The organism is Flexivirga sp., assembly GCF_051955415.1.
Lineage (GTDB): Bacteria > Actinomycetota > Actinomycetes > Actinomycetales > Dermatophilaceae > Flexivirga.
The window spans coordinates 55,262-74,730 of sequence record NZ_JBQCGS010000018.1; the positions used below are offsets into that span (position 1 = coordinate 55,262).

The window sequence follows — 19,469 nt, forward strand, 5'->3', positions numbered from 1 at the left end:
GCGGGGTCCTCGGTGCTCATACCGCGATCGGGGCCTTGATCGTGGGCGCCGCGACGTAGCCGTCGAGGGCGATGTCCGGCAGGTCGAAGGCGTCGATCTCGCGGATCTGCGGGTTGAGCCGCAAGGTCGGCAGCGGACCGGGCTCGCGGGTCAGCTGGAGCCGCGCCTGGTCCAGATGATTGAGGTAGAGGTGCGCATCACCCATGGTGTGCACGAATTCGCCGGCTACCAGGTCGGTCACCTGGGCGACCATCGCGGTCAACAGCGCGTAGGACGCGATGTTGAACGGCACGCCGAGGAAGATGTCGGCCGACCGCTGGTAGAGCTGGCACGACAACGAACGGCGGCCGTCCTCGGTGGGTCCGCCGACGTAGAACTGGAACATCGTGTGGCACGGCGGCAGCGCCATGTCGTCGACATCCGCGACGTTCCAGGCCGAGACGATGTGCCGGCGCGAGTCGGGGTTGGTGCGCAATCCCTCAATCAGCCGGTGGATCTGATCGATGGACCCGCCGTCGGGCGTCGGCCACGACCGCCACTGGTGGCCGTAGATCGGTCCGAGGTCACCGTTGTCGTCGGCCCACTCGTCCCAGATGGAGATCTTGCGGTCGTGCAGCCACTGCACGTTGGTGTCGCCGCGCAGGAACCACAGCAGTTCACCGATGATCGAGCGAAGATGCAGCTTCTTGGTGGTCAGGGCCGGGAAGCCGGCGGTCAGGTCGAAGCGCATCTGGTGCCCGAACACCGACAAGGTGCCGGTGCAGGTGCGGTCCTGCTTGCGAGTGCCTTCGGAGATGACCCGAGCGAGGAGGTCGAGGTACTGCTTCACGGGAGCAGACGCTATCAGCGGGGCCCGACAGGGCGATCCGGCCGCACGCACCCAATGTGACCTAGATCACATTGGGTGCGTGTAACACTTTCCGGCGGCCCCCGATGTACCCGTTGACCGCGTCGTCACCCGGACCCCCGAGCGGGTGACGACGCGATCAGTCATTCACCGGGGCGGCGCTGTTCGGCACGCGGAAGGCGACGGCACGCGGCCCGCGGTCGCCGCTAGCCTGGACGCCATGACGCAGCCCTCCGGTAACCCCTTCGGCACGATGATCACCGCGATGGTCACGCCCATGCACGACGACGGTGGGCTCGATCTCGACGGGGCCCAGCGGTTGGCGGCATACCTCGTCGACCAGGGCAACGACGGCATCCTCGTCAACGGCACCACCGGCGAGTCCGCGACCACCACCGACCAGGAGAACGTCGACGTGGTGCGCGCGGTCGCCGAGGCGGTCGGTGATCGCGCGATCGTCATCGCCGGCGTCGGCACCAACGACACCGCGCACTCCGTGGCCGCCGCGCGCAACCTCGCCGCGGCCGGCGCCCGGGCCGCGCTCATCGTCACCCCCTACTACAACCGCCCGCCGCAGGCCGGGGTGCTCGAGCACTACCGCACGGTCGCGGCGGCGACCGACCTGCCGGCGATGGCTTACGACATACCCGGCCGCACCGGCACCGCACTGGCGCCCGACACCATTCGCGCGTTGGCCGAGGTGCCGGGCATCCGGGCGCTCAAGGACGCCAAGGGCGACCTGGCCACGAGCGCGCCGCTGATGCGCGAGACCGGCCTGCTCTGGTATTCCGGCGACGACGCCCTCAACCTGCCCTGGCTGGCCCTCGGCGCGACCGGCATGGTGAGCACGGTCGGCAACGTCGCCAGCGCCCGGCTCGTGTCGCTGCTGCGCGCGGTCACCGCGGGCGACCTGGCGGCCGCGCGCGAGATCAACCACGGCCTGGTGCCGCTGGTCGCCGCCGTCATGAACGTCACCCAGGGCACCATTCAGGCCAAGGCCGCCCTGCGCCTCATGGGCGTGATCGACTCCGACTTCTGCCGGCTCCCACTGGTGCCGGCACCGCAAGAACATCGCGCGATCCTGCGCGATGCCCTGACCGCACAAGGACTGATGTGAGCCATCCCCATCCCGAACTCGAAGAACCCCCCGCACTGCCCCAGGGCGGTGTCCGGGTAGTCCCGCTCGGCGGACTCGGCGAGGTCGGCCGCAACATGACGGTCGTGGAGTATGACGGCCGGCTGCTCGTCGTGGACTGCGGCGTACTGTTCCCCGAGGACCACCCCGGCGTCGACCTGATCCTGCCCGACTTCGAATACATCCGGGACCGGCTGGACGACATCGACGCGATCGTGTTGACCCACGGCCACGAGGACCACATCGGGGCCGTCCCCTACCTGCTGCGCCTCAAGCCCGACATCCCCCTGGTCGGATCGACGCTGACCCTGGCGCTGGTCGAGGCCAAGCTGAAGGAACACCGGATCACGCCATACACGCTGGCGGTGAAGGAGGGCGGCAACGAGAAGATCGGGCCGTTCGACTGCGACTTCATCGCGGTCAACCACTCCATCCCCGACGCGCTCGCGGTCTTCATCCGCACCGGCGGCGGCAACCTGTTGATCACCGGCGACTTCAAGATGGACCAGCTACCGCTGGACCGCCGGATCACCGACCTGCGCGCTTTCGCCCGTGCGGGGGAGGAGGGTGTCGACCTCTTCCTGACCGACTCCACCAACGCCGAGGTGCCCGGGTTCACCACACCGGAACGCAACATCGCCCCGGCGATCGAGCGAGTCTTCCAGCACGCCGAGCGCCGGATCATCGTCGCGTGCTTCTCCTCGCACGTGCACCGCGTGCAGCAGGTGCTCGACGCCGCGGCGACCCATGGCCGGAAGGTGGCGTTCGTGGGCCGGTCGATGCTGCGCAACATGGGCATCGCGGCCGACCTGGGCTACCTGCACGTGCCCGACGGCGTCCTGGTCGACCTGAAGAAGATCGACAACTTCGCCGACAACCAGATCGTGCTCGTCTCGACCGGGTCACAGGGCGAGCCGATGGCAGCGCTGTCCCGGATGGCGAACGGCGACCACAACACCATCGACATCGGCACCGGCGACACCGTGCTGATGGCGTCCTCCCTCATCCCGGGCAACGAGAACGCCGTCTACCGGGTCATCAACGGCCTGATGCGCCGCGGCGCCAGCGTCATACACAAGGGGAACGCGTTGGTCCACGTCTCGGGCCACGCCAGCGCCGGCGAGTTGCTCTACTGCTACAACATCGTCCGGCCCCGCAACGTCATGCCGATCCACGGCGAATGGCGGCACCTGGTCGCCAACGGCGAGCTCGCCGTCGCCACCGGAGTGCCCGCCGAACGCGTGCTGCTCGCCGAGGACGGCGTCGTGGTCGACCTGGTCGACGGCCGCGCGCGCATCGTGGGCGCCGTGCCCTGCGGCTACGTGTATGTCGACGGCTCCCTCGTCGGGACCACCGACGAGACGATGCTGAAGGACCGCCGCATCCTGCGCGACGAGGGCTTCGTGACGATCATCGTGGTGCGCGACGCCGACACCGGCAAGATCGTCAGTGGCCCGGAGATCCAGACCCGCGGCTTCGCCGAGGACGACGACGTCTTCGACAAGGTGCGCCCCAAGCTGGAGGCGGCCTTGGAGGAGGCCCGCCAGAAGGGCATCAGCGACACCTACCAGCTGCAGCAGGTCATCCGGCGCGCCGTGGGCGGTTTCGTCGGAGGCAAGCTGCGCCGGCGCCCGATGATCATCCCGATCGTCATCGACGCGTAGGTCACACCGAGTATCCCGCTACTGTCGCGAGTTTCTCGCTCGAATCGGCCGCTTCCGGCGACAAACTCGCGACAGTAGGGACTTAGTCGCGCTGGGTGGTGGCTCTTCGGAACTCCGGCTCGGCGGCGGCGTCGGCGTTCGGCATACGTCCACCATCGCCGAGAGAGCAGTTGTCGTCGTGGTGACGCGCTCATGACGACAACAACTCATCTCTCGATGAGCCAGCGACGGAGTCGACAGACGACGAAGGCCCCGGTCCACATGACGTGGACCGGGGCCTTCGGTCGATGATCACCGCACGGGGACGGTGATCATCGGCTGATCAGATCAAGCCGGCAGGTTGAGGTGCTGGCCGACGAAGATCAGGTTGGGGTCGTTCACGGTGCCCTTGTTGGCCGAGAACAGCGCCTGCCAGCCACCCTTGACGTGGTAGCTCTGTGCGAGCTTGCTCAGGGTGTCGCCGGACTTCACGGTGAAGGTCTTGCCCGAGAGGGCGACCTTCGGCGCGGAGTCGACCTTCTTCGGCGCGGAGTAGGACTTCGTCGGAGCCTGGGCGCGCTCGGCGGAACGCGACACCTTCGGAGCCGTGTAGGTCTTCTTCGGCGCGGTGTAGGTCTTCTGCGGTGCGGCCTGGGGAGCTGGCGCCGGGTTGACGTTCGGCGAGCCGCCGCCACGGGTCAGACCCGCGCGCACGGAGCAGACCGGCCAGGCGCCGGGACCCTGTGAGGCGAGCACCTTCTCGGCGATCGTGATCTGGGCCGACTTGCTCGCCAGGTTGGCGTTGGAGGCGTAGGCGCCACCGCCGAAGGCGATCCAGGTCGAGTGGGTGAACTGCAGGCCACCGTAGAAACCGTTGCCGGTGTTGATGGCCCAGTTGCCACCGCTCTCACAGGCGGCGACGCGGTCCCAGGTGGAGACCGACGCGGCGTGAGCGTCACCAGCGGTGGCGACGCCGGCGGCGGCGAGGGCTGCGGCGGCGGCAACCCCGATGCCGACGACGCGGGTCTTGCTGTTGAGGTTCTTGCTGAGGTTCATTGATTCCTCTCCTGACGTGCGCATACGGGGTTAGCTGTCGGGTCGGGCTGTCAGGTGCCCGGCAGGTTGTCGGCCTGCTCTCACCCCAAGACCGCGTCGCGGCCGAAATGGGTTCCCCATCCTCGTTGTGCCTCCGGGACCATCCCGGATCGTGGTGGCCGCTCAACGAGGTTGTGCGCAGCGGACCACAGGCAAATGGCGGAGTCGTGCCGGGTTGCACTCTCCGTCGATGGATGTTGCTTCGCCAGGGGGACGAAATTTCAACCACCGATCGTCGAAGGTACGTGGTCGCGAGGCGATTTCCAAGTCGAACCGTGACCATTTCGTGACTTTTTTGAGAAGTGTCGCCGGAGTCACACGCATCGTGTTGCTTGCATCACTCCAGTCCCAGTGGTAACAGCACCCGGGTGTGCCGCGGGTGGGTGACAATGCCGGGGTGTCACATTCGGGCCCTGCCGCCGCTGCGCCGACCCGCCGGACCTGGCGTTCGGGCCGGCGTGGGCGCCGGCATCCGGACCGGCATCGCACCCGGCGACGGGAGGCACACACGGTCGGGTGGTGGTCGCTCGCCGCGGTCCAGGTGCTCGTCGCGGCGGGCGTGTTCGTTCGCTGGCTGGACGTCACCTGGCTGGTGCCGCTGGTCCAGGCGCTGTTCCCGCTCTTCGGCATGGCCGCGGTCGTCCTGTTCGTCCTGACGGCGGCCCTGGGGCACCGCTGGCTGGCGCTCGTGGCGCTGCTGGTCGCCGTGACTCCTGCCGGCCTGGGGTTGCTCTCATTGCGCAGTGACACGGTGGCGGCGAGCGCACACGACGAGGTCGTCATGACCATCAACCTCGAATTCGGTCACGGTGATCCGGCACAGGTCGTGGCAGCGGCACGCAACCAGCACGTCGACACGCTGGTGCTGGAGGAGTGCACGGCACCGGAACTCGCGGCGCTGCGGCGCCACGGGCTCGACGATGTCTTGCCGCACCAGGCGGGTCGGGCCGCGCCGGGCATCCGGGGGACCGTGGTGCGCAGCGTCCACCGGCTCGCGCCCGTCGCCGAACATCCGGGCGGCCGGTTCCCCAGCAGCCCCGACGTGCGGGTGACGACGGCGGCCGGCGACTTCCGACTCCGGGCGGTGCACACGCCGGCCCCGCTGCCGGACATCGTCGACGACTGGCACGCGGCGCTGCGCGCCCTGTCCGTATGGCGCCACGCGCTGCCCGCCGGTCAGCCGCTCGTGCTGGCCGGGGACTTCAACGCGTCGTCCGCGATGCCGGCCTTCCGCCAGCTGACCGACGGCCTCACCGACACCAGCCGGGCCACCGGGTCCGGGTGGCGGCGGACCTGGCCGCACGGCAAACGGGTGCCACCGTTCATCCAGCTGGACCATGTGCTCACGCGTGGTTTCGGCGTCGTCTCCGACGGCACGGTGGCCATCGCCGGCACCGACCACCTGGGCTACTGGGCGCGGCTGCGGGTGGATCGACCCCGCGGCACGCCGGCTACCAGGGGAGTGGCTCGCTGACGTCCCGCGGGTCGGCAGGAGCCGACCAGCCCTCGTCGGTGTGGACGTAGGACAGCGACGGCCCGTGCTCGACCAGCTGACGCACGGCAGCGACGAGCCGGTCGACGTGTTCGCCGGTCGTGGCCAGCCCGAGGCTGGCGCGCACCGCGGTCGCGTCCGCGCCGACCACGGCGTCGCATAGCAGGTGGGCGCAGAACCGGCCGTCGCGCACGGCGATGGCGTGCTCGTCGGCCAGCACCTGCGAGACCAGCGACGGGTCGTAGCCGTCGATCGTGAAGGTGACCACGCCCACATTGGGCCGGTCGCCGAGCACCTGCACGATGCGGACGCCGTCGGTCGCGGCCAGCCCGCCGTGCAGTCGCGCGTAGAGGTGGGCCTCGTGCGCCTCGACCGTGGCCCGGTGACTGCGCAGCGTGGCGCAGGACGCTGCGATCGCGATGGCGCCCACGGCGTTGGGCGTGCCGCCCTCGTGGCGCGCCGGGCCGGTCTGCCAGCGGGTGTGGTCGTGCGCCACCCGCGCCGTCGCTCCGCCGGCGGGCAGGTAGGGCTCGGCGGCGTCCAGCCAGTCGCTGCGGCCCGCGAGCACACCGGCGCCGTACGGGGCGTAGAGCTTGTGGCCGGAGAAGGCGACCCAGTCGATGTCGAGGGCAGCGAGGTCGATGCTCACGTGCGGTGCGTACTGTGCGGCGTCCAGCACCGTACGCGCCCCGAACCGACGTGCTACGGCTGCGAGTTCGGTCACCGGCCAGATCTCCCCGGTGACGTTGCAGGCGCCGGTGACGACGACGAGGGCGTGCTGGGCGCCGGATCGCCGCAGGGCCGCCTCCAGCAACTGCACCGCGTGTGCGGCGCTGGCCGGGACCGGCAGGCGGGTGGTGCGGTCGGCCGGCCAGGGCAGCAGGGCGGCGTGGTGGGCCGACTCCCACGCGAACACCTGGGTGTCCGCCGGCAGGCAGTGCGCGAGCAGCCGCAGCGCATCGGTGGTGTTGCGGGTGAAGACGACCTCGTCGCCGGGTCGCGCCGCCACGAACTCGCCGACCTCGGCGCGGGCGGCCTCGAACCAGCCGGTGGTGACCCGGCTGGCGTACCCGGCGCCCCGGTGCACCGAGCCGTAACGACGCTGCACCTGCTGGGCGGCATCGGCCACGGCGACCAGGGCCGGCGTCGTGGCGCCATGGTCGAAGTTGGCGTAGTCGGTGACGGTCCGGTGGATCGTGGGCACGCCCAGGTCGGCCGACACCGTCTTCGGCAGACCGTCCGCGACGCGTCGCGGCTCCGGTGAGGAAACACGCGGTATGCCGAGCCGGCGCGGTGTGGTGTCCTGCTGGGGGTCGATGGTGATGCTCAACGGCTTGCTCCTCGCCGATCAGGGATCGACGGGGAATGCAGAGCCGATCCGCGCTTGCCGACGCGTTGTCGCGTCGGCCCGGTCGTCACCCGGAGCACCCCACCGCGGTGGAGGGTTGCCGCTCAGCAAGCCGGGGCTTGACGCTGAGACTCATGACCTGCGGGCCAATCTAGCCGGACGGCCGACGAACGCGCCAACGCCGTCCGAGGAGTGGGAAGGCCGCTGCCTCGTGCGCGGCGTGTTTCGCATGGGGCTCATGGGGCTGTCGCGTACGGTGTTTTCGTGGCTACCCGTCCGTCCTCGTCGACCACGACCGCGCGCGCGACCCGGAGCAAATCCGGGTCCGGCGCCCGGTCGCGCCCCGCGTCGGGCCGCACTTCGACGCGCCCGCCGGCCAAGAAGGCCACCGGTGCGAAGGCGCGGGCCGGGGGGAAGCCGTCCGGCGGCGGGCTGCCGCTGCCGTTGCGCGCCGCCCGCGGGACCTGGATGGGCGTCGCCCACGTCGCCGGTGGCGCGGCGCGCCGGGTCGGTCATTCCGCCCGTGACCTCGAGCCGGAACTGCGGCGCGACGGTCTCGGCTTCGCCCTGCTGGCCGCGGCCGTCGTCATCGCCGCCCGCGAGTGGTGGGGGCTGACCGGTGCGGCCGGTGACGTCATACACGCGATCGTCGCCGGGACGTTCGGACTCGGCGCGCTGGTGATGCCGCTCGTGCTCGTGCTCATCGGCGTGCACCTGATGCGCTCACCGCGCGGCGACCAGGCCACCAACCGCGTGATGGTCGGTCTCGCGCTCTTCGCCATCGCCGTCTGTGGCGGCACCAGCATCGCCAAGGGCATTCCCCAACCGAGCGAAACCGACGCCCTGCGCGGGGCGGGCGGCATCATCGGCTTCCTCGCGAGCAGTCCGCTGGTGGCCGCCGTGCACACGGCCGGCGCGATGGCGCTGCTGCTGATCCTCGGGCTGTTCAGCGTGCTGGTGATGACCGCGACTCCGGTGACGATGATCCCCGAGCGTCTGGCGACGCTGCGCGCCCGGCTCTTCGAGCACGGCGGGTCGTATGACGACGACCAGCCGGTCGACGCGGTCGCCCAGGACCTGCACGGTGACAAGATCGACGGTGGCAAACGCAAGCGCCGCCGCAAGGTGGCGGCGGACGGCGAGCACGACCCGAGCCTGGACGGCGACGAGGCCTTCGAGCAGGCCGCCACGGTCGCGCCGCGGCGGACCAAGAGCGGCCGCGTCCTGCGCCCCGGTGAGAAGGACCCGGGCAGCGACGAGGTCTACGACGTCGACGAGAAGCAGCCGGCCAAGGGCGCCGGCAAGCCGGCCGGCACCGACCGGGCGATGCCGTTGCCCGGCACCACCGGCACGCCGCCGGAGTCGATCGCGATGAGCCCGCCGCTGCAGGCGCCGCCCACCACGCCGCTGCCCCAGCGGGTCGAGCAGCTCCAGCTGGCCGGGGACGTCACCTACACGCTGCCCGCGAACGACCTGCTCAAGCCCGGCACCCCACCCAAGGCGCGGTCGGCCGCCAACGACCGAGTGGTCGAAGCGCTGACCGACACGATGAACTCCTTCGACGTCGACGCCCAGGTCACCGGCTTCAGCCGAGGGCCGACGGTCACGCGCTACGAGGTGGAGCTCGGCCAGGGCACCAAGGTGGAGCGGGTCACCGCACTGTCCAAGAACATCGCGTATGCCGTGGCCTCCGCGGACGTGCGGATCCTCTCGCCGATCCCCGGCAAGTCCGCGATCGGCATCGAGATCCCCAACACCGACCGCGAGAAGGTCAGCCTCGGTGACGTGCTGCGGAGCGGTGCGGCCCGCGGCAACGACCACCCGATGGTGATGGGCGTCGGCAAGGACGTCGAGGGCGGCTACGTCATCGCCAACCTGGCGAAGATGCCGCACCTGCTCGTCGCGGGTGCGACCGGCGCCGGCAAGTCCTCGTTCGTCAACTCGATGATCACCTCGATCATGATGCGGTCCACCCCGGACGAGGTCCGCATGGTGCTGGTCGACCCCAAGCGGGTCGAACTCACGGCATACGAAGGCATCCCGCACCTGATCACCCCGATCATCACCAACCCGAAGAAGGCCGCCGAGGCACTGCAGTGGGTCGTCCGCGAGATGGACACCCGGTATGACGACCTGGCCGCCTTCGGCTTCAAGCACATCGACGACTTCAACAAGGCCGTCCGGGCCGGGAAGGTGTCGCCGCCGCCAGGTTCGGAACGCGTCATGCAGACCTACCCCTACCTGCTGGTGATCGTCGACGAGCTCGCCGACCTGATGATGGTGGCGCCGCGCGACGTCGAGGAGTCGATCGTGCGCATCACCCAGCTCGCACGTGCCGCCGGCATCCACCTGGTGCTGGCCACGCAGCGCCCCTCGGTCGACGTCGTCACTGGTCTGATCAAGGCCAACGTGCCGTCGCGTATGGCGTTCGCGACCTCCTCGCTGGCCGACTCCCGCGTCGTGCTGGACCAGCCCGGCGCCGAGAAGCTCATCGGCCAGGGCGACGCGCTCTTCCTGCCCATGGGTGCCTCCAAGCCGATGCGCGTGCAGGGTGCCTGGGTCACCGAAACCGAAGTGCAGGAAGTGGTTTCGCACGTCAAGCAGCAGCTGAAGCCGGTTTACCGCGACGACGTGCAGGTGACGGCACCGAAGAAGGAGATCGACGAGGACATCGGCGACGACCTCGACCTGCTGCTGCAGGCGGCCGAGCTGGTGGTCAACAGCCAGTTCGGTTCGACCTCGATGCTGCAGCGCAAGCTGCGCGTCGGCTTCGCCAAGGCGGGCCGGTTGATGGACCTGATGGAGAGCCGCGGCATCGTGGGTCCCTCGGAGGGTTCCAAGGCCCGTGACGTGCTGGTCAAGCCGGACGACCTGCCGACGACGCTGGCGCTGTTGCGCGGTGAGGACCCGCCCGTGGCCGAGCAGCCGTACGACGCGGCGGCCGACGGCGTCTCCGGGGACTCCGGGGAGAGCGAGGACGCGTGGCAGTTGACGGATCGGCGCGACTGATCACGGGCGCGGTTCCCACGGCAGCCGGATGACCCCGAACCCGCGGAGGGCGAAGTGAGCGACCACTCGAGCGACCACGACGACACCAGAGACAGCAACCGTCGTCCCCATGACGTGGACGACCGCACCCAGGAGATCCGCCGCGAGGACCCCTACCGTCCACCGGCGGCCGGATCGATCGGGCCGGCCCGGGACGCGGGCCGTAGCGACGACACGGCGGTCTTCGACGCCCCACCGGCGGCACGTGACGCGCGTGCCTCCGGGAGTTATCCGCCCGCGGGCGGTGGTTACGCCCCGCCGTCCGGCGGCTATCGGCCGGCGCCGGCGCAGCAACGACCGCCGGCATACGGCGCACCGATGCTGCCGGCGGACCGTGGATCCGGCGGTTTCCCGGCCGCCATCGTCGGCGCGGTGGTGGCGACGCTCATCGCGGTGGCGACGTCGTTCGGCGCCTACCAGATCCTGCGAAACCACTCCAGCATCGACAGTCGCAAGCTGCCGGGGTTCGTGACCTACCGGATGGATCTGCTGCCGTGGCCGTCCGGCGGCGGCAGCGATCTGTCCACCGCGTTCGTCGTCGGGGTGCTGATCGTGTTGGTCATCACCGTGCTGCTGATGATGGCGGCGGCGATGTCGACGCGGGCCGGCAACGGGGGATTCGCGCTGTTCCTCGCGGCCTGGATGACGACGGTGATCGCCGGCGGCGTGGCCCGTCCGGTGGCCGGCGCGATCGCCCGGCAGGGTTCCTCACCCGAGGCCGTGTGGCAGACCGATCTCAACGTCGGCGTCCTGTGGGGCGTGTTGTTCGGCTGGATCGCCGCACTGGTGCTGCTCATCGTGCACGCGATGCGGCGCAAGCCGGTCAGCCGGTGAAGCGGTAACCCTGGCCGGGATCGGTCAGCAGGTAACGCGGCCGGGTCGGGTCCGGCTGCCGACGCGTAGGCGTAGAGCAGCTCGGTGAGGCCGTGCGGTCCGGTCGCCAGGACCGCGTGCTGTGCCCTCGGCACCAGCAGGGCCGCTCCGGTGCCCAGCAGGACGAGCGCGGGAGTGGTGACGGAGTAGAGGGCGGCGTAGGTGATCTCCCTGCGGCCCACCGCCTTTCCGAGGATCTCGGGTGTGCGTCCGACCATCAGGCCGGCGATGAAGACCGCGAGGATCGCGACGACCAATGCGCCATACAGTCCGGAGCCGACGCCTCCGGGGCCGATCTCGCCGAGCAGCATGTTGGTGAGCGCACCACCGCCGCCGACGGGACTGTAGGACTCGTGCCACGAGTCGACCGCCCCGGTGGACGTGGCGGTGGTGGAGTTGGCGAACAGTGCCGATCCCCAGACCCCGAAGCGGACTTCCTTGCCCTCCATCGCTCCGGTCGGTGCGGTCGCCGCGCTCTGCTCGGCCCAGGTGATCACGGTCAGCATCGCCGCCCAGAGGAACGCCATGAAGCCGAGGACGGCATACCCCTGGCGCTGGTCACCGATCAGTCGGCCGTAGGTGCGCGGCAGTGAGAACGGGATGAGCAGGATGAGGAAGATCTCGACCAGATTGGTGAAGCCGTTGGGGTTCTCGAAGGGATGGGCGGAGTTGGCGTTGAAGTAGCCGCCACCGTTGGTGCCGAGCAGTTTGATCGCCTCCTGGCTCGAGACCAGGCCGGATTCGATCGTCTGGTGGCCGCCGGCGAGGGTGTCGACCACCTGCGGCGCGGCGAGATCCTGGACCACGCCGCCGGCGAGGAGCACGACGGCGCCGAGCACTGCGATGGGCAGCAGGATCCGCACCGTGCCGCGGGTCAGATCGACCCAGAAATTGCCGATGACACCGGTCCGGCGGGCGACCAGGCCGCGGACGAGGGCGACGGCGACCGCGATGCCGACGGCTGCCGACAAGCAGTTCTGCACGGCCAGCCCCAGCGCCTGGACCACCACGCTCGCGCCGGATTCACCGGCGTAGCTCTGCCAGTTCGTGTTGGTGACGAAGGAGATCGCCGTGTTGACCGCGGTGTGCCAGTCCATGGCGGCACCGCGGTCGAGCGGCAGCCGGCCCTGGAAGGTGCACAGTGCCCACAGCGCGACCAGGCTCACCGCGGAGAAGGCCAGCACCGAGACGGCATACCGTGACCAGCGTTGCTGGGACCGAGGATCCACGCCGCTCACGCGGTAGAAGAGCCGTTCGACGGCGAGATCCCTGTCGCTGCTGAAGACTCGAGCCATGTGATCGCCCAGTGGGACGTGCACCAGCGCGAGGGCGGCCACCAGGACGGCGATGGTCACCAGGCCGCTCACCGGTTCGCTCATCAGAACTTGTCCGGGCGGACGAGGGCGTAGACGAGGTACGCCAGAAGCGCGAGCGCGATGCCGCCCGCGACGAGATATTCGGTCATGGATCCCAGCGTTCGCCGGTGTTCCGGCCGGATCCGCCGTGTTGATGCCGTCTTTGCGGGTCTTGACGCATTCTTGACGGCCGGCTGGGCGGCAGACGGCGGCTATGTCAAGAGTGCGGTGGGACGCACTGCTGACATAGCGCGAGCTGATCCGAACCTGGTTGTCCACAGGCCCGTCACGGCGCAGCTGCGAATTCGCGAGGATCCTCCGATGAGCGCCGCACCGATCCGCCATGACGTCGTCCGTCGTCCGTTGATGTATGGCGCCGAACGCCGCGTCATCGCCGCCGAACTGGCAGCTGAGTGCGGTGGGGTGGTGCACCGGTTGGCGCTGGCGCAGCACGGCATCGACCGGTTCGGGATACGCAGGCGAGGTCGCGGCCGGCCGCTGGTTCAAGGTTGGTCGGCATACCGTCGCGGTGGGTTCACCGGCGCTCGGTGCGGTTGCTCTGCGGTGGCGAGCCGTGTGGGAGAGCGGCGCCGGTGCACGACTGGACGGAGCGAGCGCGCTCGTCGCGAGCGGGAAGACCGGCTTCGTCCCGGCGGTCATCGACGTGTCCGTCCCGGCGCGGAACCGGCATCATCGCGTGGAAGGCGTCCGATTGCATCTGCCCCGCCGTCCTGTTCGGATCGCGACGTCCGGCGTGCCTCGAGTAGCGGTGGAACCTGCCATGATCCACGCGGCGCAGTGGGGGGTGAGTGACCGGCAGGCCGCGTTGCTCATCTGTCTGCCCCTGCAGCAGCGGCTGACCACCACGGCGCGACTGCAGCTGGCGTGGAGCGGCGTCGAGAGATCGAGGCGGCATGCGTTCCTGGCGGCTGTCATCGGCGACGTCACCGACGGCGCACACTCGCTCGGAGAGCTGGACTTCGCCGGTATGGCGCGCCGAGCCGGGCTACCGGCACCCAGTCGGCAGGCGATTCGCAACGGCCCGAGGGGGCGGCTGTACCTCGACGTCGCCTGGGACGAGGTGGGTCTGGTCGTCGAGATCGACGGCGGGCATCACGCGCTCGCGCTCAACCCGATCGACGACGCACTCCGCCAGAACGACAGGGTCGTCGCTGGTGAGAACGTCATACGCATCCCGGTGCTGGGCCTGCGGCTGGCGCCAGCCGATTTCATGGCGCAGGTTCGCCATACCTATTTCCGGCTGGGCCGGCACTGACGATCGCGGCTATGTCAAGAGTGCGGCGGAGCGCACCCCTGGCATAGCCGAGATCCGCGCTCAGCCGTCGAGCTCCTCGATGGTCGCCACGCTGGGGCCACGGGTCTGCTGCAGGTCCCGAGCGACCGCTTCGGCGTCGCGCAACACCCGCAGGACGTTGCCGCCGGCCACCTTGGCCAGGTCCTCGTCGGACCAGCCGAGGTCGGCCAGCGCCGCGAAGACCTTCGGGTATGACGACACGTCGCCCATGCCCTCGGGCAGCACCGAAACGCCGTCGTAGTCGCCGCCGACGCCGAGGTGGTCGATGCCGGCGACCTCGCGGATGTGCACGAAGTGCGCGATCACGTCGTCGAGGGTGGCGACCGGCATCGGGTGCCGCTGGGCCCACTGGTCGCAGAACTTCTGGAACGCCGTCACATCCGTGGGCGCCACGCCCGCGTCCCGCGCGGCCTCGCCGGCGTCGGTGCGCCACTGGGCACACTCCTGCGACACGAACGGCGGGACGAAGGTCGACATGATCACGCCGTTCTTGTCCCGCAACGTCTCCAGCACGTCATCGGGAGCGTTGCGGGGAGAGTCGCACACCGCCCGCGCAGAGGAGTGGCTGAAGATGACCGGTGCCTCCGAGGCCGCCAGCGCCGCGCGCATCGTGTCGGCGCTGACGTGTGACAGATCGACGAGCATGCCGATGCGGTTCATCTCCCGCACCACCTCGACGCCGAACCGCGAGAGCCCGTCGTGCACCGGCTCGTCGGTGGCCGAGTCGGCCCACGGGTTGTTGTCGTTGTGCGTCAGGGTCATGTAGCGCACGCCCAGCACGTAGAGCATCCGCAGCGTGGCGAGCGAGCTGTCGATCGACTGGCCGCCCTCGGCGCCGAGCAGCGATGCGATCCGGCCGGAGGCGAAGACCGACTCCACCTCGTCCGCGGTGCGCGCCAGGCCGAACGTCTCGGGCCAGCGGCCGATCAGCTGGTGCACGGCGTCGATCTGCTCCAGGGTCTGGGTGACCGCCTCGCTGCCGGGCTGGTTGGACGGCACGTAGACCGACCAGAACTGTCCGCCCAGGCATCCTTCGCGCAGCCGGGCGATGTCGGTGTGGGTGCGGTCGGCGGTGCCCGCCTCCAGATCCAGCTTGTCGAAGTCGTAGCGCACCAGGTCACGGGCGGCCCACGGCAGGTCGTTGTGTCCGTCGATCAACGGGTGCTTCGCCAGCAGGTCACGGACGCGGTCGAGGCTGGGGGAGGTGTCGGTGTTCGCCATACCCGCCATCACATCACGCAAGCGCGGTGCCGCACCGGCCGTCCCATACAGTTGGGTCCATGGAATCCCGCAGCGTCGCTCTGGTCACTCTGGGCTGCGCTCGCAACGAGGTGGACTCCGAAGAACTGGCCGGCCGGCTCGCCGGCGAGGGGTGGACGCTGGTGGACGACGCGGCCGACGCGGACGTCGCAGTCATCAACACCTGCGGCTTCGTGGAGCAGGCCAAGAAGGACTCGATCGACGCCCTCCTCGAGGCGAACGACCTGAAGGAGCACGGCCGCACCCAGGCGGTCGTCGCGGTCGGCTGCCTCGCCGAGCGGTATGGCGAGCAGCTCGCCGCCCAGCTCCCCGAGGCCGACGCGGTGCTCGGATTCGACTCGTATGTCGACATGTCCAGCCATTTGCGGGCGGTCCTGGGTGGTCACGCGCCCGCCTCCCACACACCGTCGGACCGTCGCAAACTGTTGCCGATCAGTCCGGTGGACCGCCAAGGCTCCGACGTCGCGACACCCGGCCACGGTGACCTGCGCCGGCCCGACGACGTCGACATCGCCTCGCCGGCATCGTCGCCACGCGTCATCCGGGCCCGGCTCGACGGCCGTCCGTGGGCGCCCCTGAAGATCGCCTCCGGGTGCGACCGGCGGTGCGCATTCTGCGCGATTCCCTCCTTCCGCGGCGCGTTCGTGTCCCGGCGCCCGGCCGACGTGCTCGCCGAGGCCAGGTGGCTCGGACAGCACGACGTGCGGGAGGTGTTCCTGGTCTCGGAGAACTCCACGTCCTACGGCAAGGATCTGGGCGACCTGCGACTGCTCGACACGATGCTGCCCGAACTCACTGCGGTCGAAGGCATTTCGCGGGTCCGGGTCTCCTACCTGCAGCCCGCGGAGATCCGCCCCGACCTGCTGGACGTGATGACCTCGACGCCCGGTGTGGTGCCCTACTTCGACATCTCGTTCCAGCACGCCAGTGGTCCGCTGCTGCGCCGGATGCGGCGGTTCGGTGACCGCGAGTCGTTCCTGCAGCTGGTGCAGGAGGTGCGTCGGCGGGCGCCATACGCCGGCATCCGCAGCAACGTCATCGTCGGCTTCCCCGGCGAGACCGACGCGGACCTGGCCGCGCTGGAGAGCTTCCTGATCGAGGCACAGCTCGACGTCGTCGGCGTGTTCGGCTACTCCGACGAGGACGGCACCGAGGCCGAGACGTATGACGCCAAGCTTCCCGAGCGCGAGGTCGCCACGCGGTTGGCGCACTTCCAGACGCTGGCGGAGCAGCTGAACGAGCAGCGTGCCGCGGACCGGATCGGTGAAACGGTCGAGGTGCTGGTCGAGTCCGACGGCACCGCCGACGCCGATGACGGGGAGGTGCGTGGCCGCGCCGGCCAGCAGGGCCCGGACGTCGACGGCGAAACGATCCTGCAGGTCGAGCCTGGCGGCGTCGCGATCGGCGACATCGTCACCGCGCGGGTCACCGGCACGCTCGGCATCGATCTGATGGCACGGCCTGTATGACCGGCGCCGAACGCCGGCAGCGCCGTGCTCCGACTCCGGACGACGCCGCCCGGCGTCGCGCCCACACTCGTGAGGAGTTCGAGCGACGCAAGGCCGAGGCGCGCGACGAGTTCGAGCGGCGACGGGCGGAGTTCGAACGACGCCGCGCCGCGGGCGAGCCGGTCATCGCACCGCCGATGCCCGATCCGGCGTCCGCGCCGAGCACGGGTGTCAGCAACTGGAACATCGCCAACGCATTGACGATGTTCCGGATCGTGCTGGTGCCGGTCTTCGGCTGGCTGCTGCTCACGCACGGTGGTCACGACACGGGCTACCGGATCGGTGCGGTGCTGGTCTTCGCGATCGCCTCGATCACCGACCGCATCGACGGCGACCTGGCGCGGTCCCGCGGGCTGGTCACCGACTTCGGCAAGATGATGGACCCGATCGCCGACAAGGCCCTCATGGGTATGGCCCTGATCGGCCTCTCGATCATCGGGCGACTGCCCTGGTGGGTCACCGGGGTCATCCTGGTGCGCGAGATCGGGATCACGCTGCTACGACTGTCGGTGATCAAGCACGGTGTGCTGCCGGCCAGCCGCGGCGGCAAGCTCAAGACGTTCCTGCAGGCGATCGCGATCGGACTGTTCCTGTTGCCGATCGATGGCTGGTTCGACGTGATCGCCTGGGTCGTGATGCTGGCCGCGCTCGCGGTCACGGTCGCGACCGGTGTCGACTACGTCTTCCGGGCCATCCGGCTGCGCCGCAACAGCGAGCGTTCGCGCCAGCGGCGGGCCCGCCGCGCCGCCCGGCGAAGGGAGTGACACCGCAATGCAGACCGATGCCTTGATCGCCGACCTGGCGCGTCGCGGCGACACCGTGGCCGCCGCGGAGTCGCTCACCGGAGGGCTGGTGTGCGCTGCGCTCACCGCCGTGCCGGGCGCCAGCGCGGTGGTGCGCGGCAGCGTGACGTCATACGCCACGGACGTGAAGGCGAGCGTCCTGGGCGTCGACGCCCAGCTGTTGCGTGCCGGCGGTGCCGTGCAGGCCGAGGTGGCCCGCCAGATGGCGCACGGGGTACGACGGCTGCTGGGCGCCACCCACGGCATCGCCACGACCGGTGTGGCCGGGCCCGATCCGCAGGACGACGTCCCCGTCGGGCGGGTGTTCGTCGCGGTGGCCTGGGACGACGCGCCCGGCGTGCCGCTGGACGAGGTGCGCATGCTCGACCTGACCGGTGACCGCGGGGCGATCCGTGAGCAGACGGTGGTCCGGGTGCTGGAGCTGCTGGCGCACTGTGCAGTGGGCGGCCGGTAGGAACCGGAGTGGGCAGCTGTGCGCAGCCGCACATCGGAATGTCGGCACGCGGCCCTCGGTTGTACCAGGTGGCCGGCATTTCCGCCTGCCGCACCGAACGGTTGTCGGCGGCGGGCGTTAAGCTGGATCCACGATGAGCAACCGTCGATGTCACTGGGAGGCGCCATGATTCTGCTCCGTCGCGAGCTCGGTGATGTGCTGCGCGGTGTCCGTCGGGAGCAGGGCCGCACCCTGCGCGAGGTCGCGCAGGACGCGCAGTTGTCGCTCGGTTACCTCTCGGAGATCGAGCGCGGCGAGAAGGAAGCCTCCTCGGAGCTGCTGGCAGCCGTGTGCGATGCGCTCGGAGTGCCGATGTCGGAGGCCTTGCTGAGCGTGTCCCGGCGACTGGCCGCCGCAGAGGGCGTGGCCGCGCCGGTGCCGTTGCCGGTGCCCGACCCGTCGGCTGTGGTGTCCTCCGCCGCCTGAGCCGGCCCATCCCATCCGCCCTGCTGCCGGCGCGACTCAGCCGGTCTGGCAGATGGGGCAGAAGCCCAGCGTGCGCTGTTCCGGCGGTTCACCGATCGGTCCCTGACGCAGCAAACGCCCACAGCGCGGGCACGGCTCGCCCGCATGTCCGTATGCCGCGAGGGCCTGCTCGTGTCCCGCGCCCGCGGCGGCGGACAGCAAGCGGTGGGCGCGCTGCAGCACACCGTCCAGCGCGTCGTCCGGCAGGGCCCCGACTTGGGTCCACGGCGAGATGCGTTCGGCGAAGAGGGTCTCGGTCGTCCAGATCGTGCCCAGGCCGGCCAGGTTGCGCTGGTCGAGCAGGGCGGCACCGATTGCTCGCGCCGGTTGCCGGCGCAGCCGCGCCCCGGCCGCACCCGCGTCCCAGTCATCGCCCAGGAGGTCGGGGCCGAGATGGCCGACCACCCGGCGCTCGTCCCGGGTGGCCAACAGTTCCAGCAGGCCCAACCGGTAACCGACGGCCGTCCAGCGATCGGTCGCGAGCAACGCCCGGATCGCCCTGCTGCGCACCGCGGCCGGGGTGATCTCCGCGGTGCGCCGCACCCGCCAGCGGCCCTCCATGCGCAGGTGGCTGTGCAGCGTCATACCGGAGTCGAAGCGGTGCAACAGGTGCTTGCCGCGGCTGACCACCTCGAGCGTCGTCATACCGTGCAGGGAACGGCCGGCGAGTGACGGCCAGCGCAACTCGCAACCGATCAGCGGTTGCTCGCGCAAGGCATCGTCGAGTCGCGCCGCGGCCCGGCGGACCGCGTCACCCTCGGGCATCGCACCTCCTCACGTCTCGCATCG

The 19,469-nt window shown here is 70.2% G+C and carries 16 protein-coding genes and 2 riboswitches; of the genes, 9 read left to right on the top strand and 7 right to left on the bottom strand.

Annotation, left to right across the window (positions count from 1 at the left end; all coding sequences use genetic code 11):
* Positions 1–16: 16 nt before the first annotated feature.
* On the bottom strand, positions 17–829 hold the full coding sequence (locus ACTHL4_RS03165) for a thymidylate synthase (RefSeq protein WP_440281280.1): 813 nt from the start codon (positions 827–829) through the stop codon (positions 17–19).
* Positions 830–1,067: 238 nt separating this feature from the next.
* Between ACTHL4_RS03165 and dapA the strand changes: the two genes are divergently transcribed.
* Complete coding sequence (gene dapA / locus ACTHL4_RS03170; RefSeq protein ID WP_440281281.1) at positions 1,068–1,964, top strand: 4-hydroxy-tetrahydrodipicolinate synthase; 897 nt, start codon at positions 1,068–1,070, stop codon at positions 1,962–1,964.
* Positions 1,961–3,646, top strand: a complete 1,686-nt coding sequence (locus ACTHL4_RS03175) for a ribonuclease J (RefSeq protein ID WP_440281282.1) — start codon at positions 1,961–1,963, stop codon at positions 3,644–3,646. The genes dapA and ACTHL4_RS03175 overlap by 4 nt, the downstream gene beginning before the upstream one ends.
* Before the next feature lie 327 nt (positions 3,647–3,973).
* On the opposite strand, the gene ACTHL4_RS03180 is transcribed toward ACTHL4_RS03175, so the two are convergent.
* Entirely contained in the window at positions 3,974–4,681 is a 708-nt protein-coding gene (locus tag ACTHL4_RS03180) for a transglycosylase family protein (protein ID WP_440281283.1), read from the bottom strand.
* Between the two features lie 4 nt (positions 4,682–4,685).
* Positions 4,686–4,823, bottom strand: a riboswitch (cyclic di-AMP (ydaO/yuaA leader).
* Positions 4,824–5,117: 294 nt separating this feature from the next.
* On the opposite strand from ACTHL4_RS03180, the gene ACTHL4_RS03185 reads away from it, so the two are divergent.
* Positions 5,118–6,194, top strand: a complete 1,077-nt coding sequence (locus ACTHL4_RS03185; protein ID WP_440281284.1) for an endonuclease/exonuclease/phosphatase family protein — start codon at positions 5,118–5,120, stop codon at positions 6,192–6,194.
* Here the strand turns inward: ACTHL4_RS03185 and ACTHL4_RS03190 are convergent.
* On the bottom strand, positions 6,172–7,542 hold the full coding sequence (locus ACTHL4_RS03190; protein ID WP_440281285.1) for an aminotransferase class V-fold PLP-dependent enzyme: 1,371 nt from the start codon (positions 7,540–7,542) through the stop codon (positions 6,172–6,174). The two genes, ACTHL4_RS03185 and ACTHL4_RS03190, sit on opposite strands and share 23 nt — an antisense overlap.
* Before the next feature lie 45 nt (positions 7,543–7,587).
* Positions 7,588–7,700, bottom strand: a riboswitch (SAM riboswitch).
* Between the two features lie 328 nt (positions 7,701–8,028).
* On the opposite strand from ACTHL4_RS03190, the gene ACTHL4_RS03195 reads away from it, so the two are divergent.
* On the top strand, positions 8,029–10,569 hold the full coding sequence (locus ACTHL4_RS03195; protein WP_440281325.1) for a DNA translocase FtsK 4TM domain-containing protein: 2,541 nt from the start codon (positions 8,029–8,031) through the stop codon (positions 10,567–10,569).
* Between the two features lie 512 nt (positions 10,570–11,081).
* Here ACTHL4_RS03195 and kdpA read toward each other — a convergent pair.
* Both kdpA and kdpF read right to left on the bottom strand, forming a co-directional pair.
* Positions 11,082–12,860, bottom strand: a complete 1,779-nt coding sequence (gene kdpA / locus ACTHL4_RS03200) for a potassium-transporting ATPase subunit KdpA (RefSeq protein WP_440281286.1) — start codon at positions 12,858–12,860, stop codon at positions 11,082–11,084.
* Positions 12,860–12,946 carry a K(+)-transporting ATPase subunit F gene (gene kdpF, locus ACTHL4_RS03205; protein ID WP_440281326.1) on the bottom strand — a complete coding sequence of 29 codons (87 nt, stop codon included), beginning with the start codon at positions 12,944–12,946 and terminating at the stop codon, positions 12,860–12,862. Before kdpF ends, kdpA begins: the two co-directional genes overlap by 1 nt.
* Before the next feature lie 260 nt (positions 12,947–13,206).
* Here kdpF and ACTHL4_RS03210 point away from each other — a divergent pair, with 260 nt between their 5' ends.
* Positions 13,207–14,112 carry a hypothetical protein gene (locus ACTHL4_RS03210; protein WP_440281287.1) on the top strand — a complete coding sequence of 302 codons (906 nt, stop codon included), beginning with the start codon at positions 13,207–13,209 and terminating at the stop codon, positions 14,110–14,112.
* Between the two features lie 60 nt (positions 14,113–14,172).
* Here ACTHL4_RS03210 and ACTHL4_RS03215 read toward each other — a convergent pair whose 3' ends face one another.
* A complete protein-coding gene (locus ACTHL4_RS03215; RefSeq protein WP_440281288.1) occupies positions 14,173–15,372 on the bottom strand; it encodes a dipeptidase in 1,200 nt (399 codons plus the stop codon).
* Between the two features lie 59 nt (positions 15,373–15,431).
* Here ACTHL4_RS03215 and rimO point away from each other — a divergent pair, with 59 nt between their 5' ends.
* The 4 genes from rimO to ACTHL4_RS03235 all read left to right on the top strand — a co-directional run bounded on the left by rimO (position 15,432) and on the right by ACTHL4_RS03235 (position 18,641).
* Positions 15,432–16,880 (top strand): 30S ribosomal protein S12 methylthiotransferase RimO, encoded by a 1,449-nt coding sequence (gene rimO, locus ACTHL4_RS03220; protein WP_440281289.1) that lies wholly within the window; start codon positions 15,432–15,434, stop codon positions 16,878–16,880.
* Complete coding sequence (gene pgsA / locus ACTHL4_RS03225) at positions 16,877–17,683, top strand: CDP-diacylglycerol--glycerol-3-phosphate 3-phosphatidyltransferase (protein ID WP_440281290.1); 807 nt, start codon at positions 16,877–16,879, stop codon at positions 17,681–17,683. Before rimO ends, pgsA begins: the two co-directional genes overlap by 4 nt.
* A 7-nt stretch (positions 17,684–17,690) precedes the next feature.
* On the top strand, positions 17,691–18,176 hold the full coding sequence (locus tag ACTHL4_RS03230; protein ID WP_440281291.1) for a CinA family protein: 486 nt from the start codon (positions 17,691–17,693) through the stop codon (positions 18,174–18,176).
* Positions 18,177–18,341: 165 nt separating this feature from the next.
* Entirely contained in the window at positions 18,342–18,641 is a 300-nt protein-coding gene (locus ACTHL4_RS03235; protein WP_440281292.1) for a helix-turn-helix domain-containing protein, read from the top strand.
* 36 nt (positions 18,642–18,677) lie between these two features.
* Here ACTHL4_RS03235 and ACTHL4_RS03240 read toward each other — a convergent pair whose 3' ends face one another.
* The gene (locus ACTHL4_RS03240) at positions 18,678–19,445 is read right to left on the bottom strand and encodes a DNA-formamidopyrimidine glycosylase family protein (RefSeq protein WP_440281293.1); all 768 of its coding nucleotides are present in this window, start codon (positions 19,443–19,445) and stop codon (positions 18,678–18,680) included.
* Positions 19,446–19,469: the final 24 nt, after the last annotated feature.

What these genes read in the sequence shown, in the direction of transcription:
- ACTHL4_RS03210 (WP_440281287.1), top strand. Translation starts at nt 13,207, where the DNA reads ATGGCGCCGAACGCCGCGTCATCGCCGCCGAACTGGCAGCTGAGTGCG.
- ACTHL4_RS03215 (WP_440281288.1), bottom strand. Translation starts at nt 15,372, where the DNA reads ATGGCGAACACCGACACCTCCCCCAGCCTCGACCGCGTCCGTGACCTG.
- ACTHL4_RS03195 (WP_440281325.1), top strand. Translation starts at nt 8,029, where the DNA reads ATGGGCGTCGCCCACGTCGCCGGTGGCGCGGCGCGCCGGGTCGGTCAT.
- ACTHL4_RS03240 (WP_440281293.1), bottom strand. Translation starts at nt 19,445, where the DNA reads ATGCCCGAGGGTGACGCGGTCCGCCGGGCCGCGGCGCGACTCGACGAT.
- kdpA (WP_440281286.1), bottom strand. Translation starts at nt 12,860, where the DNA reads ATGAGCGAACCGGTGAGCGGCCTGGTGACCATCGCCGTCCTGGTGGCC.
- ACTHL4_RS03230 (WP_440281291.1), top strand. Translation starts at nt 17,691, where the DNA reads ATGCAGACCGATGCCTTGATCGCCGACCTGGCGCGTCGCGGCGACACC.
- pgsA (WP_440281290.1), top strand. Translation starts at nt 16,877, where the DNA reads ATGACCGGCGCCGAACGCCGGCAGCGCCGTGCTCCGACTCCGGACGAC.
- dapA (WP_440281281.1), top strand. Translation starts at nt 1,068, where the DNA reads ATGACGCAGCCCTCCGGTAACCCCTTCGGCACGATGATCACCGCGATG.
- rimO (WP_440281289.1), top strand. Translation starts at nt 15,432, where the DNA reads ATGGAATCCCGCAGCGTCGCTCTGGTCACTCTGGGCTGCGCTCGCAAC.
- kdpF (WP_440281326.1), bottom strand. Translation starts at nt 12,946, where the DNA reads ATGACCGAATATCTCGTCGCGGGCGGCATCGCGCTCGCGCTTCTGGCG.
- ACTHL4_RS03180 (WP_440281283.1), bottom strand. Translation starts at nt 4,681, where the DNA reads ATGAACCTCAGCAAGAACCTCAACAGCAAGACCCGCGTCGTCGGCATC.
- ACTHL4_RS03235 (WP_440281292.1), top strand. Translation starts at nt 18,342, where the DNA reads ATGATTCTGCTCCGTCGCGAGCTCGGTGATGTGCTGCGCGGTGTCCGT.